Consider the following 19,005-nt stretch of genomic DNA (forward strand, 5'->3'; position numbering starts at 1 on the left):
CGCTCAGGAAAGGCCTGCCATCCGCACCGCCAGGTGCAGGGCAGCCAGCCTGCCCGTGCCCCGCGGGTCGCCGCCGCACAGGTCAAAGATCCGCTGCAGCCGGTGGTGCATGGACTGTCGCTCCAGGTGCAGTTCCCGCGCGGACTGGGCGGTGTTGCAGCCCGAGTCCAGCCACACCTGCAGCGTCTCCAGCAGCTGGGACTGGCGCTGCGCATCGTGATCCAGGACCGCGCGCAGCTGGCGGTTCACGAATGCCTCCCGGGCGGACGCATCAACGGCGGACAGGGCGAGGCTCTCCACGGCGGTGTCCTCCGCGTCAACCACCACCAGCCCGTGGTCCGGGTGACGCCTGCGCGGCGACGCATTCCGGCGCCGGATCTGGCGCACATCCAGGGCCCGGCGCGCTTCCGCCAGGGACCAGGCGGCCTCCGCCACCCTGCCGGCAACCGGCCCCACCGCCAGCGACGCGTCATGGTCACCTTCCAGCCCCTGCAGGGACTCGAGCAGCTTCCGCCGCTGGCCCACGGCATCAACCGGATGCAGTCCGATCATCACCACCAGCTCCGCGTCGTCCTGGTACGCGGCGCTCGGAATCCGGCTTGAGTTCAAAAATGTCTCGACGGCGCCGCGCAGCTTTTGCGGCGACGCGGCGTGGATCGCCGCAACCACGGCGGGGGAGTCCACCGGGAAGCCGGCGCCCGGCGCCAGCTGCTCGAGGCGCCACGCCGGTGCCGAGGTGAGCACCGCGCGCATCAGCTCGGCACCCGCCAGGGCATGCAGGCCGGGAGGGGTGTGCTGCAGCAGCGCCAGGCCCAGGATGTCGACGGCGCGTTCCCCCGCCACGTGGGCGAGCGCCGTGTCAGCGCCCTCCTTCAACTGGATCTCAAGCCGGGCCATCAGTACCCCGCGCACCGGAATGTCCACCCTGATCAGTACCCCACCCTGCCCTTCAGCCTCCCCTTCAGGGCCGCGCGCGCCGCCGTCGTCCTCCCAGCTCTCGGGCACAGCGCTGCCCAGGGCAACACCCCACGGGGACGTGAGCCGCACCGCCGAGCCGGTGGTGCCCGCGAGCACGCCAAGGATCTTGTCCAGGGAAGCACCGTGGGCCAGCTCGGCGGCCATGGCCCGGGTGGCCGCGTCCGCCTGCTGGAGGTGGCCCACGGATTCGCTCACCAGGATCGAATTGATGGCCTGCATGACCCCAACGAACGGCACCACCTTGCGGAGCTCCACCACCGGAAGCCCGCATTCCTCGGCCTTCTCCAGCATGGCGGCCGGGATTTCGGGCAGGACACCCCCGGTTTCAATGGCGAGAGCAGCAATGCCGCGCTGGGCCAGGGCGCTGACATACTCCTCTCGTTTCTCAGGGGTGGCCGAGGCCAGAGTGATGCCGCCGCAGAGCAGCAGCTCACCGCCGCGGAGCAGGGGAGCGATGTCCAGCACCTCGCTCGAGTGCACCCAGCGCACCGGACGGGCATCCGTGTGTGCGCCCGGCGGATGGACCACCGGATCGGCGGCGGCCAGGGCGGGGTGGGCGAGTATTTGGCCAAGGAACACTGACATGACAGTCCGTAAAGTAGTAGCGCGATGTATCCGACACATAGTATCTTGTTCCTTGTGACGGGGGCCACATAGCCTTTTGGGTATCCATCCACCTCATGGAGGCTCCCCATGCAAGACAAGCTTTCTGCGGCAGCGCAAGGGCGCACTGCCGCTGACGCAAACGGCCACGCAGACCACCCCGACCACACGGACCACGAGGCCTGGCTCCAGCCCATCCCCGAATCCGCCCGCACCCGCAAGGTCTCCGGCCAGTTCTGGATCTGGGCCGGCGCCAACCTGGCCCCCATCAACTGGGTGCTCGGGGCACTTGGTATCCACCTTGGCCTCGGCTTCGCGGACACCGTCACCGTCCTGGTCCTCGGCAACCTGATCGGCATGCTCCTCTTCGGCTGCTTCGTTCTCCTCGGCCAGAAAACCGGCGCCACCGGCATGGTCCTGGCCCGCGCAGCCTTCGGCCGGCGCGGCAACTACCTCCCGGCCGCCATCCAGGCACTGCTGGTCATCGGCTGGTGCGCCGTCAACACCTGGATCATCCTGGACCTGGTGATGGCACTGTTCGGCACCCTCGGCTGGGTGGACCCGAACGCGCAGAACTACGGCTGGAAGATCGCCGTCGCCACCGGCATCATGGCCGCGCAGGTGGCCATCGCCTGGTTCGGCTACAAGGCCATTGCCGCGTTCGAAAAGTGGACCGTGCCGCCCACCATCCTCATCCTGGCCGTCATGTCCGCCGTCGCCTGGTTCGGCATGGAAATCGACTGGGCCTACGCAGGCCCTGCCGGCGCCATCCTCGAAGGCTCGGAGCGGATCGCCGCCATGAGCGCCGTGATGACCGCCATCGGCATCGGCTGGGGCATCACCTGGTTCACCTACGCCGCGGATTACTCACGCTTCGTCAGCACCTCGGTCCCGCGGAAGAAGGTCTACCTGGCCTCGGTCCTGGGCCAGTTCATTCCCGTGGTCTGGCTGGGCATCCTCGGCGCCAGCCTTGCAACGAACAGCGGCGAGGTTGACCCCGGCAAGCTGATCGTGCAGAACTTCGGTGTCCTCGCCCTGCCGGTGCTGCTCATGGTCCTGCACGGCCCCATCGCCACCAACATCCTGAACATCTACACGTTCTCCGTCGCTACCCAGGCGCTGGACATCTCCATCAACCGCCGCAAGCTGAACCTGTTCGTCGGCGTCTTCTCGCTCGCCGCCGTCGTATTCTTCATCTTCCAGGAGGACTTCGCGGCTGTCCTGGACGCCTGGCTGATCGGCCTGGTGGCCTGGGTGGCCGCTTGGGGCGGGGTCATGCTGGTGCACTACTTCTGGCTGGAAAAGCGCTGGCCCGGCGATCCGCAGCGGCTGTTCGACGGCGTCGGCACCGCCCGGCTTCCCGGCGTCAACTGGGCGGGCGTCACCTCCCTCCTGGCCGGCATCTTCGCCACCTGGCTGTTTATGTACGGCCTGATTCCCGTCATGCAGGGCCCCATCGCCGTGGCCCTGGGCGGCTGGGACCTGTCCTGGCTGGCAGGCGGCCTGACCAGCGCCGGCGTCTACGCGGTCCTTGGCCCGCGCGCCCACATCCGGTACGTCGGCTCCAAGAACCGTGTTGCCGCGCAGCCTGAAGGCTCCGGCACCACCACGGTCATCCCGGTCCTCTAACCCCTTCCTTCCACTCACTCCAGGCGGGCGCCCCGAGGCGCCCGCCGAAAGGACTTTCCTGTGAACCAGCCCGCCATCGCTGACCTCCTGCACCCCATCATCTGGCCCCATGGCTACAAGGCAGCCGCATCCTTTACCTTCGACGTGGACGCGGAATCCTGCACCATCGCGCACGATGCCGCCAGCACGCGGCGGATGTCGCTGATGACGCACCAGTCCTACGGCCCCAGGGTGGCCGTGCCGCGGCTGCTGAAGATCCTGGAGCGCCAGGACATCCAGGCCACCTTCTTCATCCCGGGCTTCACTGCCGAGTCCTATCCCGATGTGGTCCGCCGGATCGTGGACGGCGGGCACGAGGTGGCGCACCACGGTTACCTGCACGAGCCGATGCAGGGCATCGGCGCCGCCACCGAGGCCAGCTACATTGACCGCGGGCTGGAGGCCCTGGCAAAGGTGGCCGGCGTCCGCCCGGTGGGCTACCGGGCACCGTGGTGGGAGCTGAACTGGCATTCGCCGGGGCTGCTGGCGGACCGCGGCTTCCTCTACGACTCGAGCCTGCTCGACGGCGACGCCCCCTACCGCTTCGCAGTGGCCGCCGATGACCCGCGGGACATCGTTGAGATCCCGGTGGACTGGACCCTGGATGACTGGGAGCAGTACGCGTTCTACCCCGGCGTGACCGGCAGCGGCGTCATTGAGAGCCCGGCGAAGGTGCTGGAGATGTGGACCTTGGAGGCCGAGGCGCACCATTCCCAGGGCAGCTGCTTCGTCCTGACCAACCACCCGTTCATCTCCGGCCGGCCGTCCAAGGCGGTCGCCCTGGAGCAGCTGATCGAGCGGGTGAAGGGCATGGACGGCATGTGGGTCACCACCATGGAGCACATCGCGCAGCACATCAAAGCCACTGCCACGGAGATCCACACGCATGCCCGGATCGAGGTGCCCTCATTCCCGGGCGCCGGTGCCCGGTTTGAGCCCGCGCAGGTGCGCGAGGGCGCGCTGAAGTAGCCCGATACATGGCAGGCGGACGACGGAGGGGGGTCCCGCCGTCGTCCGCTTCTGCTGTGCTCCGGTACCCTGTTGGAATGGTTCGGCGAATGGCTGATTACGGCGCGGAAGGCATCCTGCTTGCCGGGGCCGGACGGGCCCTGCTGCTGCAGCTCGCCGACCCGGCGGTGGGCCGGGGAGTGCATGAGCACAGCACTTACGCTGGCCGGACGATCAATCGGCTTATGGGGACGCTGACCTACGTCTACGCCGTCGTCTACGGTACCGAGGAACAAGTGAAGGCGGTCCGGCGGAAGGTGAACCGGGCGCACGTGCCGGTCCGCAGGGGCGACAACGACACAACGCCCGGCTACAACGCCTACGATCCTCAGCTGCAGCTGTGGGTGGTGGCCACGCTCTACGACACCGCCGTCACCATCATCGAGAAGATTTACGGTCCGCTCGACGACGAGTCCGCCGATGCAATGTACCGGGACTATGCCCGGATCGGGACCGTCCTGCAGCTTCCGCCGGGGCTGTGGCCCGAGGACCGGGCCGCGTTCCGCCGCTACTGGGACGGGCGCATCGCCACGCTGCGGGCGGAGGACGAAGGAGTGCTCGTGGGCCGCGGACTGCTCTACCCCAAGCACACGGCACTCTGGTACCGCGTTATCATCCCGCCGGCCCGGTTCCTGACCGCCGGGTTCCTTCCGGAGCAGCTGCGGAAGGACTTCGGCCTGCCGTGGAACGAACGCCGGCAGCGCCGCTTCGACCGCACATTGCGGGTCCTGGCCGTCGTGTACCCCAAACTGCCGCGGGCCATCCGCCACTGGTTCAAGGATTACTGCCTCAGCGAGCTCGACAAGGAGCTCCGCGAGAACCGCGAACCGGTCCGGCGGAGAGCCAGTCTCCCTTAACCCAACGGAGTTTTTGTCCAGATATGCAGGCTTCCGGGCACTTTTGCCCTGCATATCTGGACAAAAACTCGAGGGGGTTAGTTGGGGACTACTCGTCGTAGGTGTTGGCGATGTAGACGTCGCAGGGGGCGTTATGCGCCACGCTGTTGGCAACGCTGCCCAGGAGCCGGCCGATGCCGCGCATCCTGCGGTTCCCCACCACGATCAGCCGGGCATCCAGGCGGATGGCTTCCTTGATCAGGGAGTCGGCCGGCTTGCCGCGGGCGGCGAAGTGCGTGACTTCCACATTCGGCTTCGACGCTGCCAGTGACTCGGCGACATGCTGGGCGCTGTCCGCGCTGTAGACCGTCACCTGGTCCGAGCCCACGCCGAAAGTCTCGGCATTCTCGGCCTCGAAGGCCGTCACCACGTGCAGCGAGGCGCCCAGCGACTCCGCCAGGCCGAGGGCAACTTCCGCGGCTTTCCGGGCTGATGCGCTGGCGTCCACGCCTACGACAACTACTCCGCTCATCCTGCAATCCTTCCGTCTTGGCTTAGCGTCCACCCGCCAGTCTAGGAAAGTTTGGGGTCCAGGTCCCGGACCACGCGCCGCTTTAGAGGGAGCGGGCGACGGCGGGAGGTCCCGCCGTCGTCTCAACACCGGACGATAACGTGGCTTGAAAGTGCGGGAAGATGATTCGAAGGACGGCAATGGAGGGGGAAACACGTGCGTGGACCGGTTCTTGCAGCAGCTGCCATCGGGGCAACAATCCTGCTGGCGGGCTGCACCGCCGACCCGGCCCCCGAACCCTCGTCCAGCGGCTCCCCTTCCGCAACGCAGCCGGCGCCCACTGCGTCAGCCCCGGCAACGTCCGCTCCTGCCGCTGAACCATCGCCGACCGTTGCAGCCACCATCGCCGGAACGCCCCGGCAAGTCGCGGCGGACCTGGACGCGCCGTGGTCCGTGGTCTTCCGCGACGGGGTTCCGCTGGTGAGCGAGCGGAACAGCGGGCAGATCCTTGAGCTCGCCCCGGACGGCTCCTCCCGGTCCATCGGCACAGTACAAGGTGTGGCAGCCCGCGGGGAATCCGGGCTCCTGGGCCTGGCGGCAGGCACAGACGGGGACCTCTACGTCTATTCCACCGGGCAGGACGGCAACCGCGTCCAACGCTATTCCGTCGCCGGCGCCCAGGGTTCCCTGTCGCTGGGAGACCCGGAAACCCTCCTTGACCGCATCCCGTCAGCGAGTATCCACGACGGCGGCCGGATCGCCTTTGGTCCCGACGGCATGCTGTACGTGACGGCCGGGGACGCAAGCCGGCGCGACAGTGCGCAGGACCGGGAATCGCTGGCGGGCAAGATCCTGCGCATGACTCCCGACGGTGAAGTGCCCGCCGACAACCCGTTCCCGGGATCGCTTGTCTACAGCTACGGGCACCGCAACCCGCAGGGCCTGGCCTGGGCGGACGACGGCACCATGTTCGCCACCGAGTTCGGCCAGAACACGTGGGACGAGCTCAACATCATTGAAGCCGGCGCCAACTACGGCTGGCCCACGGTGGAAGGGATTTCGGGCCGGGAAGGGTTCGTGGATCCCGTGCAGCAGTGGCAGCCGGGCGGAGCAAGTCCCAGCGGCATGGCCCATGCCGGCGGCACGCTGTTCATCGCCAACCTGCGCGGGCAGGTACTGCGGTCCGTCCCGGTGTCCGATCCCTCAACATCCACCGAGCACTACAACCGGGAGTACGGCCGCATCCGGGATGTAACAGTGTCACCGGACGGCAGGCTGTGGTTCCTGACCAACAACACGGACGGCCGCGGCGACCCCGAGCCAGGCGACGACCGGATCCTCGAGGTCCCCCTGGGATAGGCCCGTGGTTTAGCCCCGCGTGCCCGCCAGGGCCAGCTCCACGATGTTCTCGGTGGCAGCCCAGGACGCGAGGAGCTTGAGCGATTCCTCGGTGGGGCTGCCGGGGGTCGGCGGAAAAACCGTCAGGGAATGGCCAGGGTCCTCCTCCAGCCCCAGGACCTGGTAATTCAGCTCGAGGAGCCCCACCACCGGGTGGCGGAAGACCTTGGTCCCCGCGTAGTGCCGCCGGACGTTGTGCGCCGCCCAGAGGGTCCGGAAATCGTCACTGCGCATCGACAGCTCGCCGATGAGTTCGGCGATGCCCTTGTCGTGGGGGTTGCGGCCAGCCTCACGGCGGAGGATGGCCACGTTGGTGTTCGCGGCGCGTTCCCACTCTGTGTAGAAGTTGTGCGCGCGGGGATCCAGGAAGATGAAACGCGAATGGTTGGCCGGGCGGGCCGGTCCGCGGTACATGTCCGAATACAGGGCGTAGCCCAGGGTGTTGGCGGCCACAATGTCCATCCGGTTGTTCCCGATGAAGGCGGGCGCGCCGGTAATAGTGTCCAGGAGGTACTGGAGCTCGGGGCGTACACGTGTGGCGGCGGGAGTTGCCGTCCGCTTCCTGCCGGAGGTGTTGGCTGCCCGCGCCAGGTCGTAGAGGTGGTCATGCTCCGCGCGGTCCAGCTCCAGCGCCCGCGCGATAGCGTCCAGTACGCTGTCCGAAACACCGGAAAGGTTCCCGCGTTCCAGCCGCGTGTAGTAGTCAACGCTGACGCCGGCCAGCCGGGCCACCTCTTCACGGCGCAGCCCGGGCACCCGGCGCCGGCCGCCGTACGGCTCCAGCCCGGCCTGCTCCGGTGTGATGCGGCCGCGGCGGGTGGAGAGGAACTGCCGTATCTCGGCTCGGTTATCCATAGGAAAAACGTTACGACGGATCGCAGAAGCCAAGGGTGGTACTGCCAGAACCAGTTACAACAGGGCCACCGCTAGCGGCATGAACGCCGGTTTTGCGGGGTTTACCTCCCGGTAGCATTTCTAGTGACCCCCAAAGAGATCCACAGGAGAACCATGACCACCGTCAAGGCTTATGCATCCCCGTCAGCAACCGAGGACCTCGTCTCCACCACCATCGAGCGCCGCGAAGTGGGCCCGCACGATGTCCTGATCGAGATCAAGTACGCCGGCATCTGCCACTCGGACATCCACACTGTCCGCGGCGACTGGGGCCCGCAGCAGTACCCGCTGGTGCCCGGCCACGAGATCGCCGGCATCGTCACCGAGGTTGGCTCCGAGGTGACAAAGCACAAGGTGGGCGACCGCGTGGGCGTCGGCTGCATGGTCAACTCCTGCCGCGAGTGCGCCAACTGCCTGAAGGGCGACGAGCAGTACTGCGTCAAGGGCATGGTGGGCACCTACGGTGCGGTTGACCGCGACGGCACCATCACCCAGGGTGGCTACTCCACCCACGTTGTGGTCACCGAGCACTTCGTGCTCAGCATCCCGGAGGGCCTCGAGCTCGACGTCGCCGCGCCGCTGCTGTGCGCCGGCATCACCACCTATTCCCCGCTGCGCCGCTGGGGTGCCGGTGCCGGCAAGAAGGTGGCCGTCATCGGCCTCGGCGGGCTGGGCCACATGGCAGTCAAGCTCGCCGCTGCCATGGGCGCCGAGGTGACCGTCCTGTCCCAGTCCCTGAAGAAGCAGGAGGACGGGCTGCGCCTGGGTGCCACCAGCTACTACGCCACCAGCGACCCGGGCACCTTCGAGCAGCTCGCCGGGCACTTCGACCTGATCATTAACACGGTGAGCGCCTCGATCGACATCAGCTCTCACCTGCAGCTGCTGACCGTCGACGGCGCCCTGGTCAACGTCGGTGCCCCCGCCGAGCCGCTGCCCGTCAACGCCTTCGCGCTGATCGGCGGCCGCCGCTCGTTCGCAGGCTCCATGATCGGCGGCATCCCCGAAACGCAGGAAATGCTGGACTTCTGCGCCGGGCACGGCATCGGAGCCGAGATCGAGGTGATCCCGGCCGAGAAGATCAATGATGCATACGAACGTGTCCTGGCATCGGACGTCCGCTACCGCTTCGTGATCGACACCGCCACCCTCTAACCCGGGAACCGCGCAACGGCGGGCAGCCACCGGAAGGTGGCTGCCCGCCGTCGTGCTTTAACCGCAAAGTCCTTTTGTTATGCGCCGCAACGGTTCAGCGCCAATCGAGGCACTTCAGGTTCCACGCGGCCAGGTGTTTCCCACAATTGAAGGACAAGTTTTTCGTACCCCATTTTTCGTACCGGAGGATGTGATGGAAAGGTCCCGCGGGCTGGTTCCCGCAATGGTTTTGGTCGCCGTGGTTGCTGGTGGATGCGGCGGCCCGCAGCCGTCGCCGCCGATCTCGACGGCGACAGTATCCGGCACGCCGACCCTCATCAGTGTGCCGCCCACGACGCCGGTGAAAGCTCCGCCGTCGGCCCCGCCCACGGCCGCGGCGACCGCGGAACCCTCGCCCACGTCACCGAAGGGCTCGCTGAAGACCTTTACGACGGCGGACGGACAGCTGGCGTTCGACCTTCCCGCCGCGTGGAAGGTGCGGGATCCGGCCGGGGAGCTGCCCGAGGGCGGCGGCGCCTTCGCGGAGGTCACCAACGAGGCGGGAAGGCCGCTGGCCACCCTGCGGACCAACATGGCCACGGGCTCAACCTGCACCGAGAAGTACCCGTACATGGAGTTTGAATCGCAGCAGCTGCCGGCCCTGGCACAGAACGGCGACGTTCCGCGCTTTGTCTTTGAAACCCGCGGCAACGCCACGGCTCCCGGCCCGGCTGACACCCCGGCGGCCGCCTACGGCATCACTTCAGTCCCCGCGCCCGAGGGGGAGACCGCCTGCCCCATCTTCCACTTCTTCACGTGGCCGCCCACCGCTGCCATGTTCGGCGCCTTCTACAACCCGGACAACAACAGGACTCCGGGCGCCGAAGGACTGCCCTACCTGGAACAGGCCCGGAAGTACATGGACACCACCGAGTACCAGGACATCCGGCGGATGATTACCTCGCTCCGGCCCGCAGGCTAGGACCCCATCCGGCCGCAGAACCGCAACGAATTCCTGTCATGAACTACTACACCCCGGCGGCGCAGGAAAGAGCCCGGGACGCCGCCTATGACGCAGTGGAAAAGGTGCTGGACGGCATGTTCGCACCGCTCAGCCGGCACGCGTTGAACGCACGCTGGAAGCAGGCCTGCGAGGCGATGGCGAAATACCTCGAAGCGCAGGACAACGGCGAGGAGTAGGGCTGCCTCAGCCCTGCTCCGCCGCCCGCAACCCGAACTTTTCCCGGTCCAGGAAGACCAACTGGGCCTCCTTCTCGGGAAGCTGCACCTTCGGGCCGGGTTCGAAGCCGAACCGCAGGAAGCGGCCGATTGCCTTGCTGTTCCGGGCATCCGGTTCGGCCACCACCCGGTCCTTGGCCGGGTCGGACAGCAGGAACCGGACCAGGCCGGCCAGCACAGTGCCCGTGAAGTTGGGTACCGGGCGGGCGGCCGGGGCCAGGAGCAGGTGCATGCCGGTGTCCTCCGCCCGCGCCGGGTACACCTCGCCCAGCGGATCGTGCAGCGGCTCGTAGGTCTGGAAGATACCCGTCGGCTGCCCGGCCACGGTCATCAGGTATCCGTGGTGGGTGTCCAGGCTGTCCAGGAAGGCGTAGACGTCGCGGACCTCGTCCCGGCTCCAGCCGATCATGCCCCAAAACCGGGCGCGTTCCTCCTTCACCCAGCCGTGGATGAGGTCGGCGTCCTCTTGCGGTAACAGGCGCAGCAGCCGGAGCATGCCCAGGCCTTCCAGCTCATCCTGGTACACGGCCTCCCGGGCATTGGTCGAGTAGGTGGCGGTCATGGGTTCTCCTTGGTCAGCCGGTCCCAGTCGGTGACGACGGGGAGGAGTTCGCCCGCTGCCCACAGCGGCAGCTGGCTGAGGAAGTCCTGGTCGCCGGGGTCGCCGGATGCTCCGAACGGCACAATCCAGCGGCTCTTCGACCGGTCGGACAGGTCCCACACGTAGCGGGCAACCGGCCCCCGAAAGGACGCGTCCGTGATGCCCGGCAGGCTTTCGGTGGACAGCACGCAGTTGGTGTCCCCGGACAGTGCCGTGCGCGGAACGGCCGGCACGGCGGCACCGGTCTGCGGATAATCGGCGAGGGCGTGCAGCGGCAGGACGGTGTGCGAGTTACCCCAGGAATCGGACGACGGCGACGCTGCCGCCACCTCCAGCGCCTCGGCTGCGGCGGCTGCCACATCAAGGCCTGCCTTATCACCCTTGGCCACGATGGTGTCCAGCGCGGAACCCACCCGGGACACGGGGTTCAGCCACGGACTGAACAACGGGGAGTGGCCGGCAGGACGCGCCAGCGGGGCCAGCAGCGGAGCCGTGGCCAGGGCCTGGACAAAAGCCGAGCGCCAGGCGCTGAAAGCACCCGCCTTGGCACTGTCCGCGGCCATGTCCCCGTCCCAGGCGAGCAGGCTGTTCCGGAGGTCCAGGGCTGCCGCGGACAGGGAACGCTCCTGGTTTCCACAGCCTTCCAGAACCGCCCGGAACGCCGGCCAGGGTCCAAGGCTGCTGTCCATGTGTATGCGCTGCATGGCGTCAGCGTCCAGGCCGCTTCCGGCTTCCTCGAGCAGGTGCCGGATCCTGTTGGCCCTGTGGGCAGGCGCAAATTCCAGGCCGGTCAGGTCGCCGCCGCCGGAATCCCGGTCGTTGGCGTTCACGGCCATCGTCTTCACGAACCCGGCCGGCAGCTTAACCCAGCCGCCAGTCCACTGATGCCCGGGCGACTCCGCCGGCACCGGCCGGACCCGGTTCTCCGTGTTCCGGTCAGGCACGGCGCCTGCCACCAGCTGCCGGACATCACCCGCTGAATCGGCGGCCAGGACGCAGTTGACGGGCTCCACCCAGGCGCTGAATGCCGCCTGCACATCGGCTGCCGTCCGGCTGCGCAGCAGCGGCAGGAGGGCCTCGAAACCCAGCCGCCCGCTCACCCGCGAGGGCGTCCGCAGACTCAGCGTGCCGCCGTCGTACCCGCTGGTGACGACCGGTCCGCGGGCGGTCTCTATGACGGGCACCCGCTCCGGGCCGGCCCCGCGCACCAGGATCTCATCGTCATGCTCGGCAAGCACGGGTTCCCAGCCGTTCGGGCCGAGCGCCTGGAGCGTGGAGCCGTCGCGCTGCAGCTGCTCGCGATAGAGGTCCTGGTAGTCCGCCATGGCGTTGGTGACGGCCCACGCCGCGTCACCCGCGTGGCCGAAGTGCGGCAAGCCGGGGACACCGGGAAAAGCCAGCCCGACGACGTCGAACTCGGGGCAGGCGAGCCGCACCTGCTGGTAGACGCCGGGGAGCTCCAGGAGCCGGTGCGGATCGCCGGCAACCAGCGGCCGCCCAGTGCTGGTCAAGCTCCCCGCCACCGCCCAGGCGTTGCTTCCGGACCACACCGGGGCTTCGATGCTGAAGAGCTCCACAGCCTCGGGGCCCAGCGTGTGGGCCACGTGGTCCCGCCACAGCTTGTTCGGGAAGGTGCTGAAGAGGATGTGGTTGACCAGGAAGACGCCCAGTGGTGTCCACGGCTGCCAGGCGGCGGGCTCCGTGTCCGTGTCCCGGAACTCCTGCGCGCCGCGGCGGCCATCAGCCAAAGCGGCATTGACGCCGTCCACGTAGGCGGAGACCCACTGCTGCGTTTCTGCGTCCAGGTTGTCGAAGCAACGCTGCGCGGTGTCGTCGATGCGGGCCTGCCGGGCAAACCGGTCCCACAGCAGCCCTTCGCGACCGAGCTGCCCGGCAGTCCTGCCCTCGGACCGCCAGCGCTCCATCTCGATCTGCCAGGACCTGTCGGACGCGGCGTTGTGCCCCTGCAGGAACGCCAGTTCGTGAACCGAGTCCGCGCGCAGGTGGGGAATGCCCCAGGGGTCGCGGAACGTCTCAGCGGGCACGGAGCGGATTTTCCGGGGGAACGGGATGCACGGTCAGCCCTTCTTCTTAGGTAAACCTAAGTAAGCGTACGGGCTCAGTTCCGGCATCCCCAAAACGTTCATGACACAAAGATGTGCCGGACAGCGGCGCGGGTTTTGGTGGCGCGGTTTCTAGCGGTGCCCGGGGGAGCCACCTTGTAGGAGCTGCCGATGGCTACACGGTTGGAGGTGTTGATGGACATGGCCATCCACGATACAGCCGACATTTGGCCCGGAGTCAGCCCTTCCGCGGCGGACTCGTACAGCCCTGTGTTGGCATGCGAGTCACTGATGCCCGTGACATACTCCGCCAGCGCCAGGGCGGCCTGCTCCTGTTCGTCGAAGTACCTCGTCTCCCGCCATGCTGAAAGAACACTCAGCCGCTCCCAGGCGCCAGCAGTAGCCATGGCACCTCCTGCCGTCAGTACAGGAAGATGTCGATCCACTCCCGGTTGTGGGCGTGGATCAGCACCAGGAACAGCACGAAGTCGAAGAGCAGGTGGACGCTGACGATGTAGGACAGCGATTTGGTCACCGTGAACAGCCGGGCCTGCAGCAGGGCGAACGGGAAAATGAAGTAGGGCGCCCAGGCATGGAAACCGAGCTCCCAGAGGAAGGACGTGAACAGGACCGCCTGTAGCAGGTTGGCCTGCCAGTCCGGGAGGTGCCGGCGGAGCAGCGTAAACGTGGTGCAGATGAAGAACAGCTCGTCCCAGATCCCCAGCACGTTCGTCCCCAGGAAGAGCCGGGCGATGCCGTCGAAGTCGCTGACCGCCGGCCAGTTGTTGTAAACGCCGGTACGGATCATGTACACCGGCATCAGGGCATATCCGATCACCAGCACCGCCGGGAGGTACCACTTCTCGGCCCGGGTCCATGGCTTCCCCGTCCTGACGGGGAAGCGGATGGCGTGGTCCTTCGTGATGAACCGGGACACGGCGTAGGGAATGCCGACGGCAAGGATCATCGCCGTCCCCATCACGGCCATGTGCTCGGTGCTGATGTCCGTGGTGATGGGGACCAGGCTCATGGCGGTCAGCCCCACCCCGATCAGGGCCAGGTCGATCAGGAGCTTGCGGCTGACAAAGCCAGCGAGCACCAGCGCGGCGGCAAGGAGGAGGAAACCGGAGAACCGGTCCTCCCAGGCAAAGAGAAGAAAGCCCGACGCCGAGACAAGGGCCGCCGGGACAACGGCCAGTGTTGTGCGGGCGGGTTTCCCCGTTCCCGCTCCTTGCAGGTCGGCTTGCGCCTGGGATTGCTGCCTCATCACGTCCCTATGCTGTGGTGGCGCTTCCGGTGGTTGCTCCAAAGTCTACTTGCCGCCCGGTAGCGGCACGAGGCTCTCACCAGAGCAGCGCCAGGTCGAGGTGCACGGCCGGCCGCGGGGCCAGCCAGTCGTTAAGTCCCCGGTCCAGCTCGGACTCCGGGCCCGCCAGCCCCAACCGGTTCACACCGGAAGGTGCCGGGGCATGGTTATGGGCGGCATCGGGGGTGCCGCGGGAGCATTCGGCGCACAGCATCCGCATGGCGGACCAGTCATCAACACCCAGTCCCCGCTCCTCGAGCAGGGCGGACAGCTCCCGGAGGTCGTCCGGCGTCGCTCCCGTTACCTGTGCCTGCCAGGTGGGCACGCCCGAATCCTCAAGGCGTTCCAGCTGGTCGAACACTGCCACGTCCTGTCCGCCGAGTTTGCGGAACCCTTTCGGCTCGCCGTCGTGCAGGAGGACGTCCCGGAACCGGTGCCCGGATTCCGGCAGTGGAACGTTGGCGATGACGGCATGGGCCGGGCTCCTGCGCCAACACCAGACCACCTCCGTTGTTCCAGCGGATGGCAGCACCTGGTGGGGAAGGCTGGGCTGGTCCGGATTCAGCCGGACCGGCGCCAAACCAAAGTCCACGTCGATCGCTTCCAACCCGCTGCCCATCCCCTGGATGCCGTACGCCTCCCATGCCCGCCTGGCCGTGGCCCAGTCGCCCAAGGCAGTTGCGGCAATGCCGAGGTTCCAGGCAGCGGGATTGACGCCGTCGAAATCCTCGGCTTCGGCGGGCGTGAAAAGCTCGACGGCCCGTGCATTGCGTTCCAGGCTCTCGGCCCACCTGCCCAGGGCCTTGGAAAGAAGTGCCGCGTGGTACCAGGCGTAAAAGGAGCCCGGCGCAACGTGCAGCATTTCAGCTGCCAGGGCCGTTGCGGTGCCCGTGTCTCCGGCCTCGTCTGCGGCTGTCCAGTCGGACCAGACCTCGCGGGGTCCCCGTTGCTTCCCGGACCCCCGCCATCTGCGAACCGTCACCCGTCCAGTATGCAGGCGGACCGCGGTGGGCACCATGGCCTGAAAACCCTCCAGGAATTAAAGAAAGCGGACGACGACGGGAGGTCCCGCCGTCGTCCGCTTCCTTCCAAGGTGGTTGCCGCTTAGGCGGTCGCCAGGGCGCGGTCCTCGCCGCGGACGCTCAACGTGAACGTGTTGGGGCCGCTGCAGGTGACCGCGATCCGGCATGTGGTGGTGTTGTGCCGGGCGGACAGGTCGCTGATCGCGGAGTCCAGCGTGTGGTGGAGCACACCCTTGTCCCAGATTTTGAGGGTTACGGAATCAGTGGCATCGAACGTCATTATTCAACTTCCATTTCTTGCGGTCTGGCGGCCTGATGCTGTCCGGCCGCTGCCCTCGTCGGTGAGGACAAGCTACATTGGGAAAGCGCATTCCCATATCTCCATGGTGCATGGCGGCCAACAAAATGGCAACCGGTCAGGGGAGGTGTGAGCAAGCCCACCGGTACTCGGCGGGCCGTTGGCGCTGGCTAGGCGCCGGAGCCCAAGCTCAGGGTGAAGGTGTTGGGGCCGCTGCAGGTCACGGCGATATTGCTCTTGGAGGTGTTGTGGCGGACGGCGAGGTCCTCGACGAGCGTGTCCAGCGTGGTGTGCACGTCGGAGCGGTCCCAGATTTTGTGGGTGACGGTGTTGGCAGCTTCAAACGTCATTGTTCAGTACTTCCTTGCATCGGTCCGGCCCTTGCAGCCGGGAAGTCGGCCTGCTGTGCGCTGAGGCCGCGGACGCCGGAAGGGCGCACCGGTGGGCCTCTTTGCGTCACCAGGATGGTCGGGGCCGGAGAAGCTCCTGCCCTGTCCTTCCATGGTGCCGAAACCGAAAGGGCGCTCTCAACCAAATTGCCCTTTGTTGCAAGTGAATCTCATCACGTCCCCACCCAACTGGGTGTACCGACCAAAGAGGGTGGTGACACGGCTGGCGGGTGTCTGACCCGGGAGTCATTCGTCGAAGTGGGTAGCAATATCCGTCTCGCCTGAAATATTCATGATCACGGCCGCCGCCACGTCCCGCAGTTTGATGTTCCTGACGTTTGAAGCCCTTGTGAGGATGTTGACTGCGGTGTCCCGCGTGCATCGGTTTTGGGCCATGATGGCACCCACCGCCATGTCAATGACCGTGCGCGACTGCATTGCCGCGGCAAGGTCGTCCCGAACCTCGCTCAGTTGCGTGATGCGGACCGCCAGCCGCAGCGAACTTGCGGCCTGTCCGGCGAATCCTTCCGCCGTGGCGATGTCCTCGCCCGAAAAGCCGTTGCTCCGCCCGGAATAGAGATTGAGGACCGCTTCGGCGTCACCGGCCAAATCCAGCGGGACGGCGAGGATGGAGGACACGCCCTGTCCCGCCGCGGCCTGGACATAGGGGCCCCAGCGGCGCTCGGCGGTAAGGTCCGGAACCAGCACCGTGCTCCGGGTCCGCAACGCGGTGAGGCAGGGTCCGTCTCCAAACCCGTTCTGCATCTCATCCAGTGCGCGGGCAGGAGCGTCGCTGGCGGCAACTGCCTCCGCCCGTTTGCGCCGGAGCACCGTGACGCCCGCATGGATGGTGTTACCGGGAACGGACAGCCGGGAGGCCGCCAGGACGGCCAGTTCCACAAGGAAGTCCCTGATGTCTCGGCTTTCCAGGACCATTTCCTGCAGTGTCAGGTTGGTGTCCGCCGATGGGTCGGCATGGCCTTCCGCTGAGATCCGGTGGTCCTCCACCGATATCGCCTCCGTCCGAAATCTCCCACCCTCGACAGTACGCCGGTGCGGCGGTTTCTGATACAGCCGTGCACTCCAAGGACGGCTGTTGCGCGGGACAGTAAGATTGCCCCATGTCCAGTACTGCCAATAACGAGTCCGTCCAGCAGTTGCAGGAAATCCTGGTCGGCGCCGGAAACGTGGTGGAATTCCTCGCCGGACTCTCAGGCATGGCCGCGGCGGCCGTCTCGGCTGCCGCCAATGACCACATCGAGTGCGCGGTCACTCTCAAGCTGCACCGCAAACCAGCCACCGCTGCAGGCAGCAGCGAGCGGGCGATGGAGTTGGACCGCCTGGAGCAAGCCGTGGGCGATGGCCCCTGCATCAAGGCGCTGCGGGAGATGACTCCGGTGATGATCGATGACGTCACCATTGACTCCAGATGGCCGGAGTTGACACGCAGATTTGCGGATGCGGGCGTCTACAGTTCCTTGGGCGTGCCATTGGAGGTGCACGGTGACGCCCGGGCTGCGCTCAACTTCTTCGCCGCGAAGCCGGGCGCGTTCACGCCGGACGTATACGAGAAAGCTGTTGGTTTCGCGGTAGCCGCCCACAATACAATGCATCTTTCCGTGCGGATCAACGCTGCCCAGAACCGGGCGGAAGACTTGGAAGCGGCCCTGGAAAGCAGGACTGCCATCAATCTGGCGTGCGGCGTCATCATGGCGCAGAACCGCTGCACCCAGGCCGAGGCGATGGAGATCCTCACCAGGGTTTCCAGCAACCGCAACCGCAAACTGCGCGACGTTGCCAAGGACCTCATCGAGCAACTGTCCGGCGACCGCGTGGAAACGCACTTCGACTAGGCAGCGCTCGGGAACTAACCCGCCGCGCGCATGGTGACGACGGCGGACCCTGAAACAGTGCCGGAGGCCCCGCCGGGTGTCCGGATATCCCAGCAGTGCCCGGCTCCGATCACTTCATAATCCCCTGCACCCGCAGCAGGGAGGACGAGGGCCGTGTCCTCGTCAATGGCAACAGCCCTCTCCACCAACCCGGCCGCAACAGCACCGGCCGCGCGCCCCAGTGTTCCTGCCTGCGCCGCATGCACGTCCACAGCGAAGGGGGCCAGACCAAGGCCGGGGCGGATGTCCAGCGCATCCAGCCCTTCGGAGCATTCCTCGCCGCACACATCCCGGCAGTTTACCCGGTATCCGCCAACCAGCGCCCGTCCCGGCGCCACCATCGCCCCGGCGGAAAAGCCGAGGTAGGGAGCGCCGTCCGCCACCACTTGATTAACTGCTGCCGCCGCGGCGTCAATGCCCGCCATGTAGGCGGGTGTAAGGCCACCTCCCACCACCACGCCGTCCACGCCGTCGAACATTGCCGGAACGGCGGCACCGTTCAGGCCCAGCAGCACCTCAACCGGTTCGAACGAAAGCCTGGCCTGGAGCGGGTCCAAATACTCGGGGAGGCGGGCTGCAGGATTTCCGGCCCGGTCGTGGACTACGACGGCGACGCGGGCGCGCCGCGCCCGGCCAACCTTCGCTGATACCTCCCGGGCGAACCGGTCGAAAACGTCGGGAAAGGCCAAGGGGTCCGGGCCGGCGCCGGCGAGGAAGATGCTCATGGGCTTCAACCTACCGTCCCCGTTGCCCGACGTCCTGCAAGGCGAAAAGGGGGTTGAAACCGTTGACACCACTGCAGGACGGGCATATTGTACAACCAAATGGTTGTAGATCAGCTCCGCGAAACCGAACTGGACCGCCTGTTCCAGGCGTTCGCCGACACCACGCGACGGGACATTGTCCGGCGCGTGACGGTCGGGGAGTACTCCGTTTCCGGCCTCGCGGCGCTCTATGCCATGAGTTTCGCCGCAGTCCAGAAGCATGTTGCGGTGTTGGAGCGTGCTTCCCTGGTCACCAAGGAGAAGCGCGGAAGGGAGCAGATTGTGCGGGGTAACCATGAAGGTCTGCAGAAAGCCCTGCGGCTGCTCGACGAATATGAACAGATCTGGCGGCAGCGCGCCGCCCGGATGGCCGACATTCTCGCTGAAGGTTAGGAAGGCAT

21 protein-coding genes are annotated in these 19,005 nt (G+C 66.9%); 9 read left to right on the top strand and 12 right to left on the bottom strand.

Annotation, left to right across the window (positions count from 1 at the left end; all coding sequences use genetic code 11):
* Nucleotides 1-3 precede the first annotated feature (3 nt).
* Nucleotides 4-1,563 carry a PucR family transcriptional regulator gene (locus FDW83_RS12155; RefSeq protein ID WP_138138346.1) on the bottom strand — a complete coding sequence of 520 codons (1,560 nt, stop codon included), beginning with the start codon at nt 1,561-1,563 and terminating at the stop codon, nt 4-6.
* Between the two features lie 108 nt (nt 1,564-1,671).
* Here FDW83_RS12155 and FDW83_RS12160 point away from each other — a divergent pair, with 108 nt between their 5' ends.
* The 3 genes from FDW83_RS12160 (at nt 1,672) to FDW83_RS12170 (ending at nt 5,114) form a co-directional block, all read left to right on the top strand.
* A complete protein-coding gene (locus FDW83_RS12160; protein WP_138138347.1) occupies nt 1,672-3,210 on the top strand; it encodes a cytosine permease in 1,539 nt (512 codons plus the stop codon).
* Nucleotides 3,211-3,270: 60 nt separating this feature from the next.
* Nucleotides 3,271-4,218 carry a polysaccharide deacetylase gene (locus FDW83_RS12165; RefSeq protein WP_138138348.1) on the top strand — a complete coding sequence of 316 codons (948 nt, stop codon included), beginning with the start codon at nt 3,271-3,273 and terminating at the stop codon, nt 4,216-4,218.
* Nucleotides 4,219-4,307: 89 nt separating this feature from the next.
* Complete coding sequence (locus FDW83_RS12170) at nt 4,308-5,114, top strand: oxygenase MpaB family protein (RefSeq protein WP_240720970.1); 807 nt, start codon at nt 4,308-4,310, stop codon at nt 5,112-5,114.
* An 88-nt stretch (nt 5,115-5,202) separates the two neighbouring features.
* Here FDW83_RS12170 and FDW83_RS12175 read toward each other — a convergent pair whose 3' ends face one another.
* Entirely contained in the window at nt 5,203-5,625 is a 423-nt protein-coding gene (locus FDW83_RS12175) for a universal stress protein (protein ID WP_138138350.1), read from the bottom strand.
* Nucleotides 5,626-5,820: 195 nt separating this feature from the next.
* Between FDW83_RS12175 and FDW83_RS12180 the strand changes: the two genes are divergently transcribed.
* The gene (locus tag FDW83_RS12180; protein WP_171027548.1) at nt 5,821-6,963 is read left to right on the top strand and encodes a sorbosone dehydrogenase family protein; all 1,143 of its coding nucleotides are present in this window, start codon (nt 5,821-5,823) and stop codon (nt 6,961-6,963) included.
* Nucleotides 6,964-6,972: 9 nt separating this feature from the next.
* On the opposite strand, the gene FDW83_RS12185 is transcribed toward FDW83_RS12180, so the two are convergent.
* The gene (locus FDW83_RS12185; RefSeq protein WP_138138351.1) at nt 6,973-7,857 is read right to left on the bottom strand and encodes a helix-turn-helix transcriptional regulator; all 885 of its coding nucleotides are present in this window, start codon (nt 7,855-7,857) and stop codon (nt 6,973-6,975) included.
* Nucleotides 7,858-8,010: 153 nt separating this feature from the next.
* On the opposite strand from FDW83_RS12185, the gene FDW83_RS12190 reads away from it, so the two are divergent.
* The 3 genes from FDW83_RS12190 to FDW83_RS12200 all read left to right on the top strand — a co-directional run bounded on the left by FDW83_RS12190 (nt 8,011) and on the right by FDW83_RS12200 (nt 10,230).
* Entirely contained in the window at nt 8,011-9,051 is a 1,041-nt protein-coding gene (locus tag FDW83_RS12190) for an NAD(P)-dependent alcohol dehydrogenase (RefSeq protein ID WP_138138352.1), read from the top strand.
* A gap of 193 nt (nt 9,052-9,244) precedes the next feature.
* Nucleotides 9,245-10,012, top strand: coding sequence for a hypothetical protein (locus tag FDW83_RS12195; RefSeq protein ID WP_138138353.1), 768 nt, complete (start codon nt 9,245-9,247; stop codon nt 10,010-10,012).
* 38 nt (nt 10,013-10,050) lie between these two features.
* Nucleotides 10,051-10,230 (top strand): hypothetical protein, encoded by a 180-nt coding sequence (locus tag FDW83_RS12200; RefSeq protein ID WP_138138354.1) that lies wholly within the window; start codon nt 10,051-10,053, stop codon nt 10,228-10,230.
* A 7-nt stretch (nt 10,231-10,237) separates the two neighbouring features.
* Here the strand turns inward: FDW83_RS12200 and FDW83_RS12205 are convergent, their stop codons facing one another.
* The 8 genes from FDW83_RS12205 to FDW83_RS12240 all read right to left on the bottom strand — a co-directional run bounded on the left by FDW83_RS12205 (nt 10,238) and on the right by FDW83_RS12240 (nt 16,956).
* Entirely contained in the window at nt 10,238-10,831 is a 594-nt protein-coding gene (locus FDW83_RS12205) for a GNAT family N-acetyltransferase (RefSeq protein ID WP_138138355.1), read from the bottom strand.
* Nucleotides 10,828-12,915: a penicillin acylase family protein gene (locus tag FDW83_RS12210; RefSeq protein ID WP_138138356.1), complete on the bottom strand. Its 2,088-nt coding sequence runs from the start codon at nt 12,913-12,915 to the stop codon at nt 10,828-10,830. The genes FDW83_RS12205 and FDW83_RS12210 overlap by 4 nt, the downstream gene beginning before the upstream one ends.
* Before the next feature lie 98 nt (nt 12,916-13,013).
* The gene (locus tag FDW83_RS12215) at nt 13,014-13,340 is read right to left on the bottom strand and encodes a hypothetical protein (protein WP_138138357.1); all 327 of its coding nucleotides are present in this window, start codon (nt 13,338-13,340) and stop codon (nt 13,014-13,016) included.
* A 14-nt stretch (nt 13,341-13,354) separates the two neighbouring features.
* Nucleotides 13,355-14,200 carry a CPBP family intramembrane metalloprotease gene (locus FDW83_RS12220; RefSeq protein WP_240720971.1) on the bottom strand — a complete coding sequence of 282 codons (846 nt, stop codon included), beginning with the start codon at nt 14,198-14,200 and terminating at the stop codon, nt 13,355-13,357.
* Nucleotides 14,201-14,276: 76 nt separating this feature from the next.
* Nucleotides 14,277-15,221, bottom strand: coding sequence for a M48 family metallopeptidase (locus FDW83_RS12225; protein WP_138138358.1), 945 nt, complete (start codon nt 15,219-15,221; stop codon nt 14,277-14,279).
* A 122-nt stretch (nt 15,222-15,343) separates the two neighbouring features.
* A complete protein-coding gene (locus FDW83_RS12230) occupies nt 15,344-15,541 on the bottom strand; it encodes a hypothetical protein (RefSeq protein WP_138138359.1) in 198 nt (65 codons plus the stop codon).
* A gap of 188 nt (nt 15,542-15,729) precedes the next feature.
* A complete protein-coding gene (locus FDW83_RS12235) occupies nt 15,730-15,909 on the bottom strand; it encodes a hypothetical protein (RefSeq protein WP_138138360.1) in 180 nt (59 codons plus the stop codon).
* A 285-nt stretch (nt 15,910-16,194) separates the two neighbouring features.
* On the bottom strand, nt 16,195-16,956 hold the full coding sequence (locus tag FDW83_RS12240; protein ID WP_370281261.1) for a GAF and ANTAR domain-containing protein: 762 nt from the start codon (nt 16,954-16,956) through the stop codon (nt 16,195-16,197).
* Nucleotides 16,957-17,069: 113 nt separating this feature from the next.
* Between FDW83_RS12240 and FDW83_RS12245 the strand changes: the two genes are divergently transcribed.
* A complete protein-coding gene (locus tag FDW83_RS12245) occupies nt 17,070-17,801 on the top strand; it encodes a GAF and ANTAR domain-containing protein (RefSeq protein ID WP_138138361.1) in 732 nt (243 codons plus the stop codon).
* 14 nt (nt 17,802-17,815) lie between these two features.
* Here FDW83_RS12245 and FDW83_RS12250 read toward each other — a convergent pair whose 3' ends face one another.
* Nucleotides 17,816-18,565: a Type 1 glutamine amidotransferase-like domain-containing protein gene (locus FDW83_RS12250; protein ID WP_138138432.1), complete on the bottom strand. Its 750-nt coding sequence runs from the start codon at nt 18,563-18,565 to the stop codon at nt 17,816-17,818.
* 99 nt (nt 18,566-18,664) lie between these two features.
* Here FDW83_RS12250 and FDW83_RS12255 point away from each other — a divergent pair, with 99 nt between their 5' ends.
* The gene (locus FDW83_RS12255; protein ID WP_138138362.1) at nt 18,665-18,997 is read left to right on the top strand and encodes a helix-turn-helix transcriptional regulator; all 333 of its coding nucleotides are present in this window, start codon (nt 18,665-18,667) and stop codon (nt 18,995-18,997) included.
* Nucleotides 18,998-19,005 lie beyond the last annotated feature (8 nt).

The organism is Pseudarthrobacter sp. NamE2 (genome assembly GCF_005796205.1).
In the GTDB taxonomy this organism is placed as follows: Bacteria; Actinomycetota; Actinomycetes; order Actinomycetales; family Micrococcaceae; genus Arthrobacter.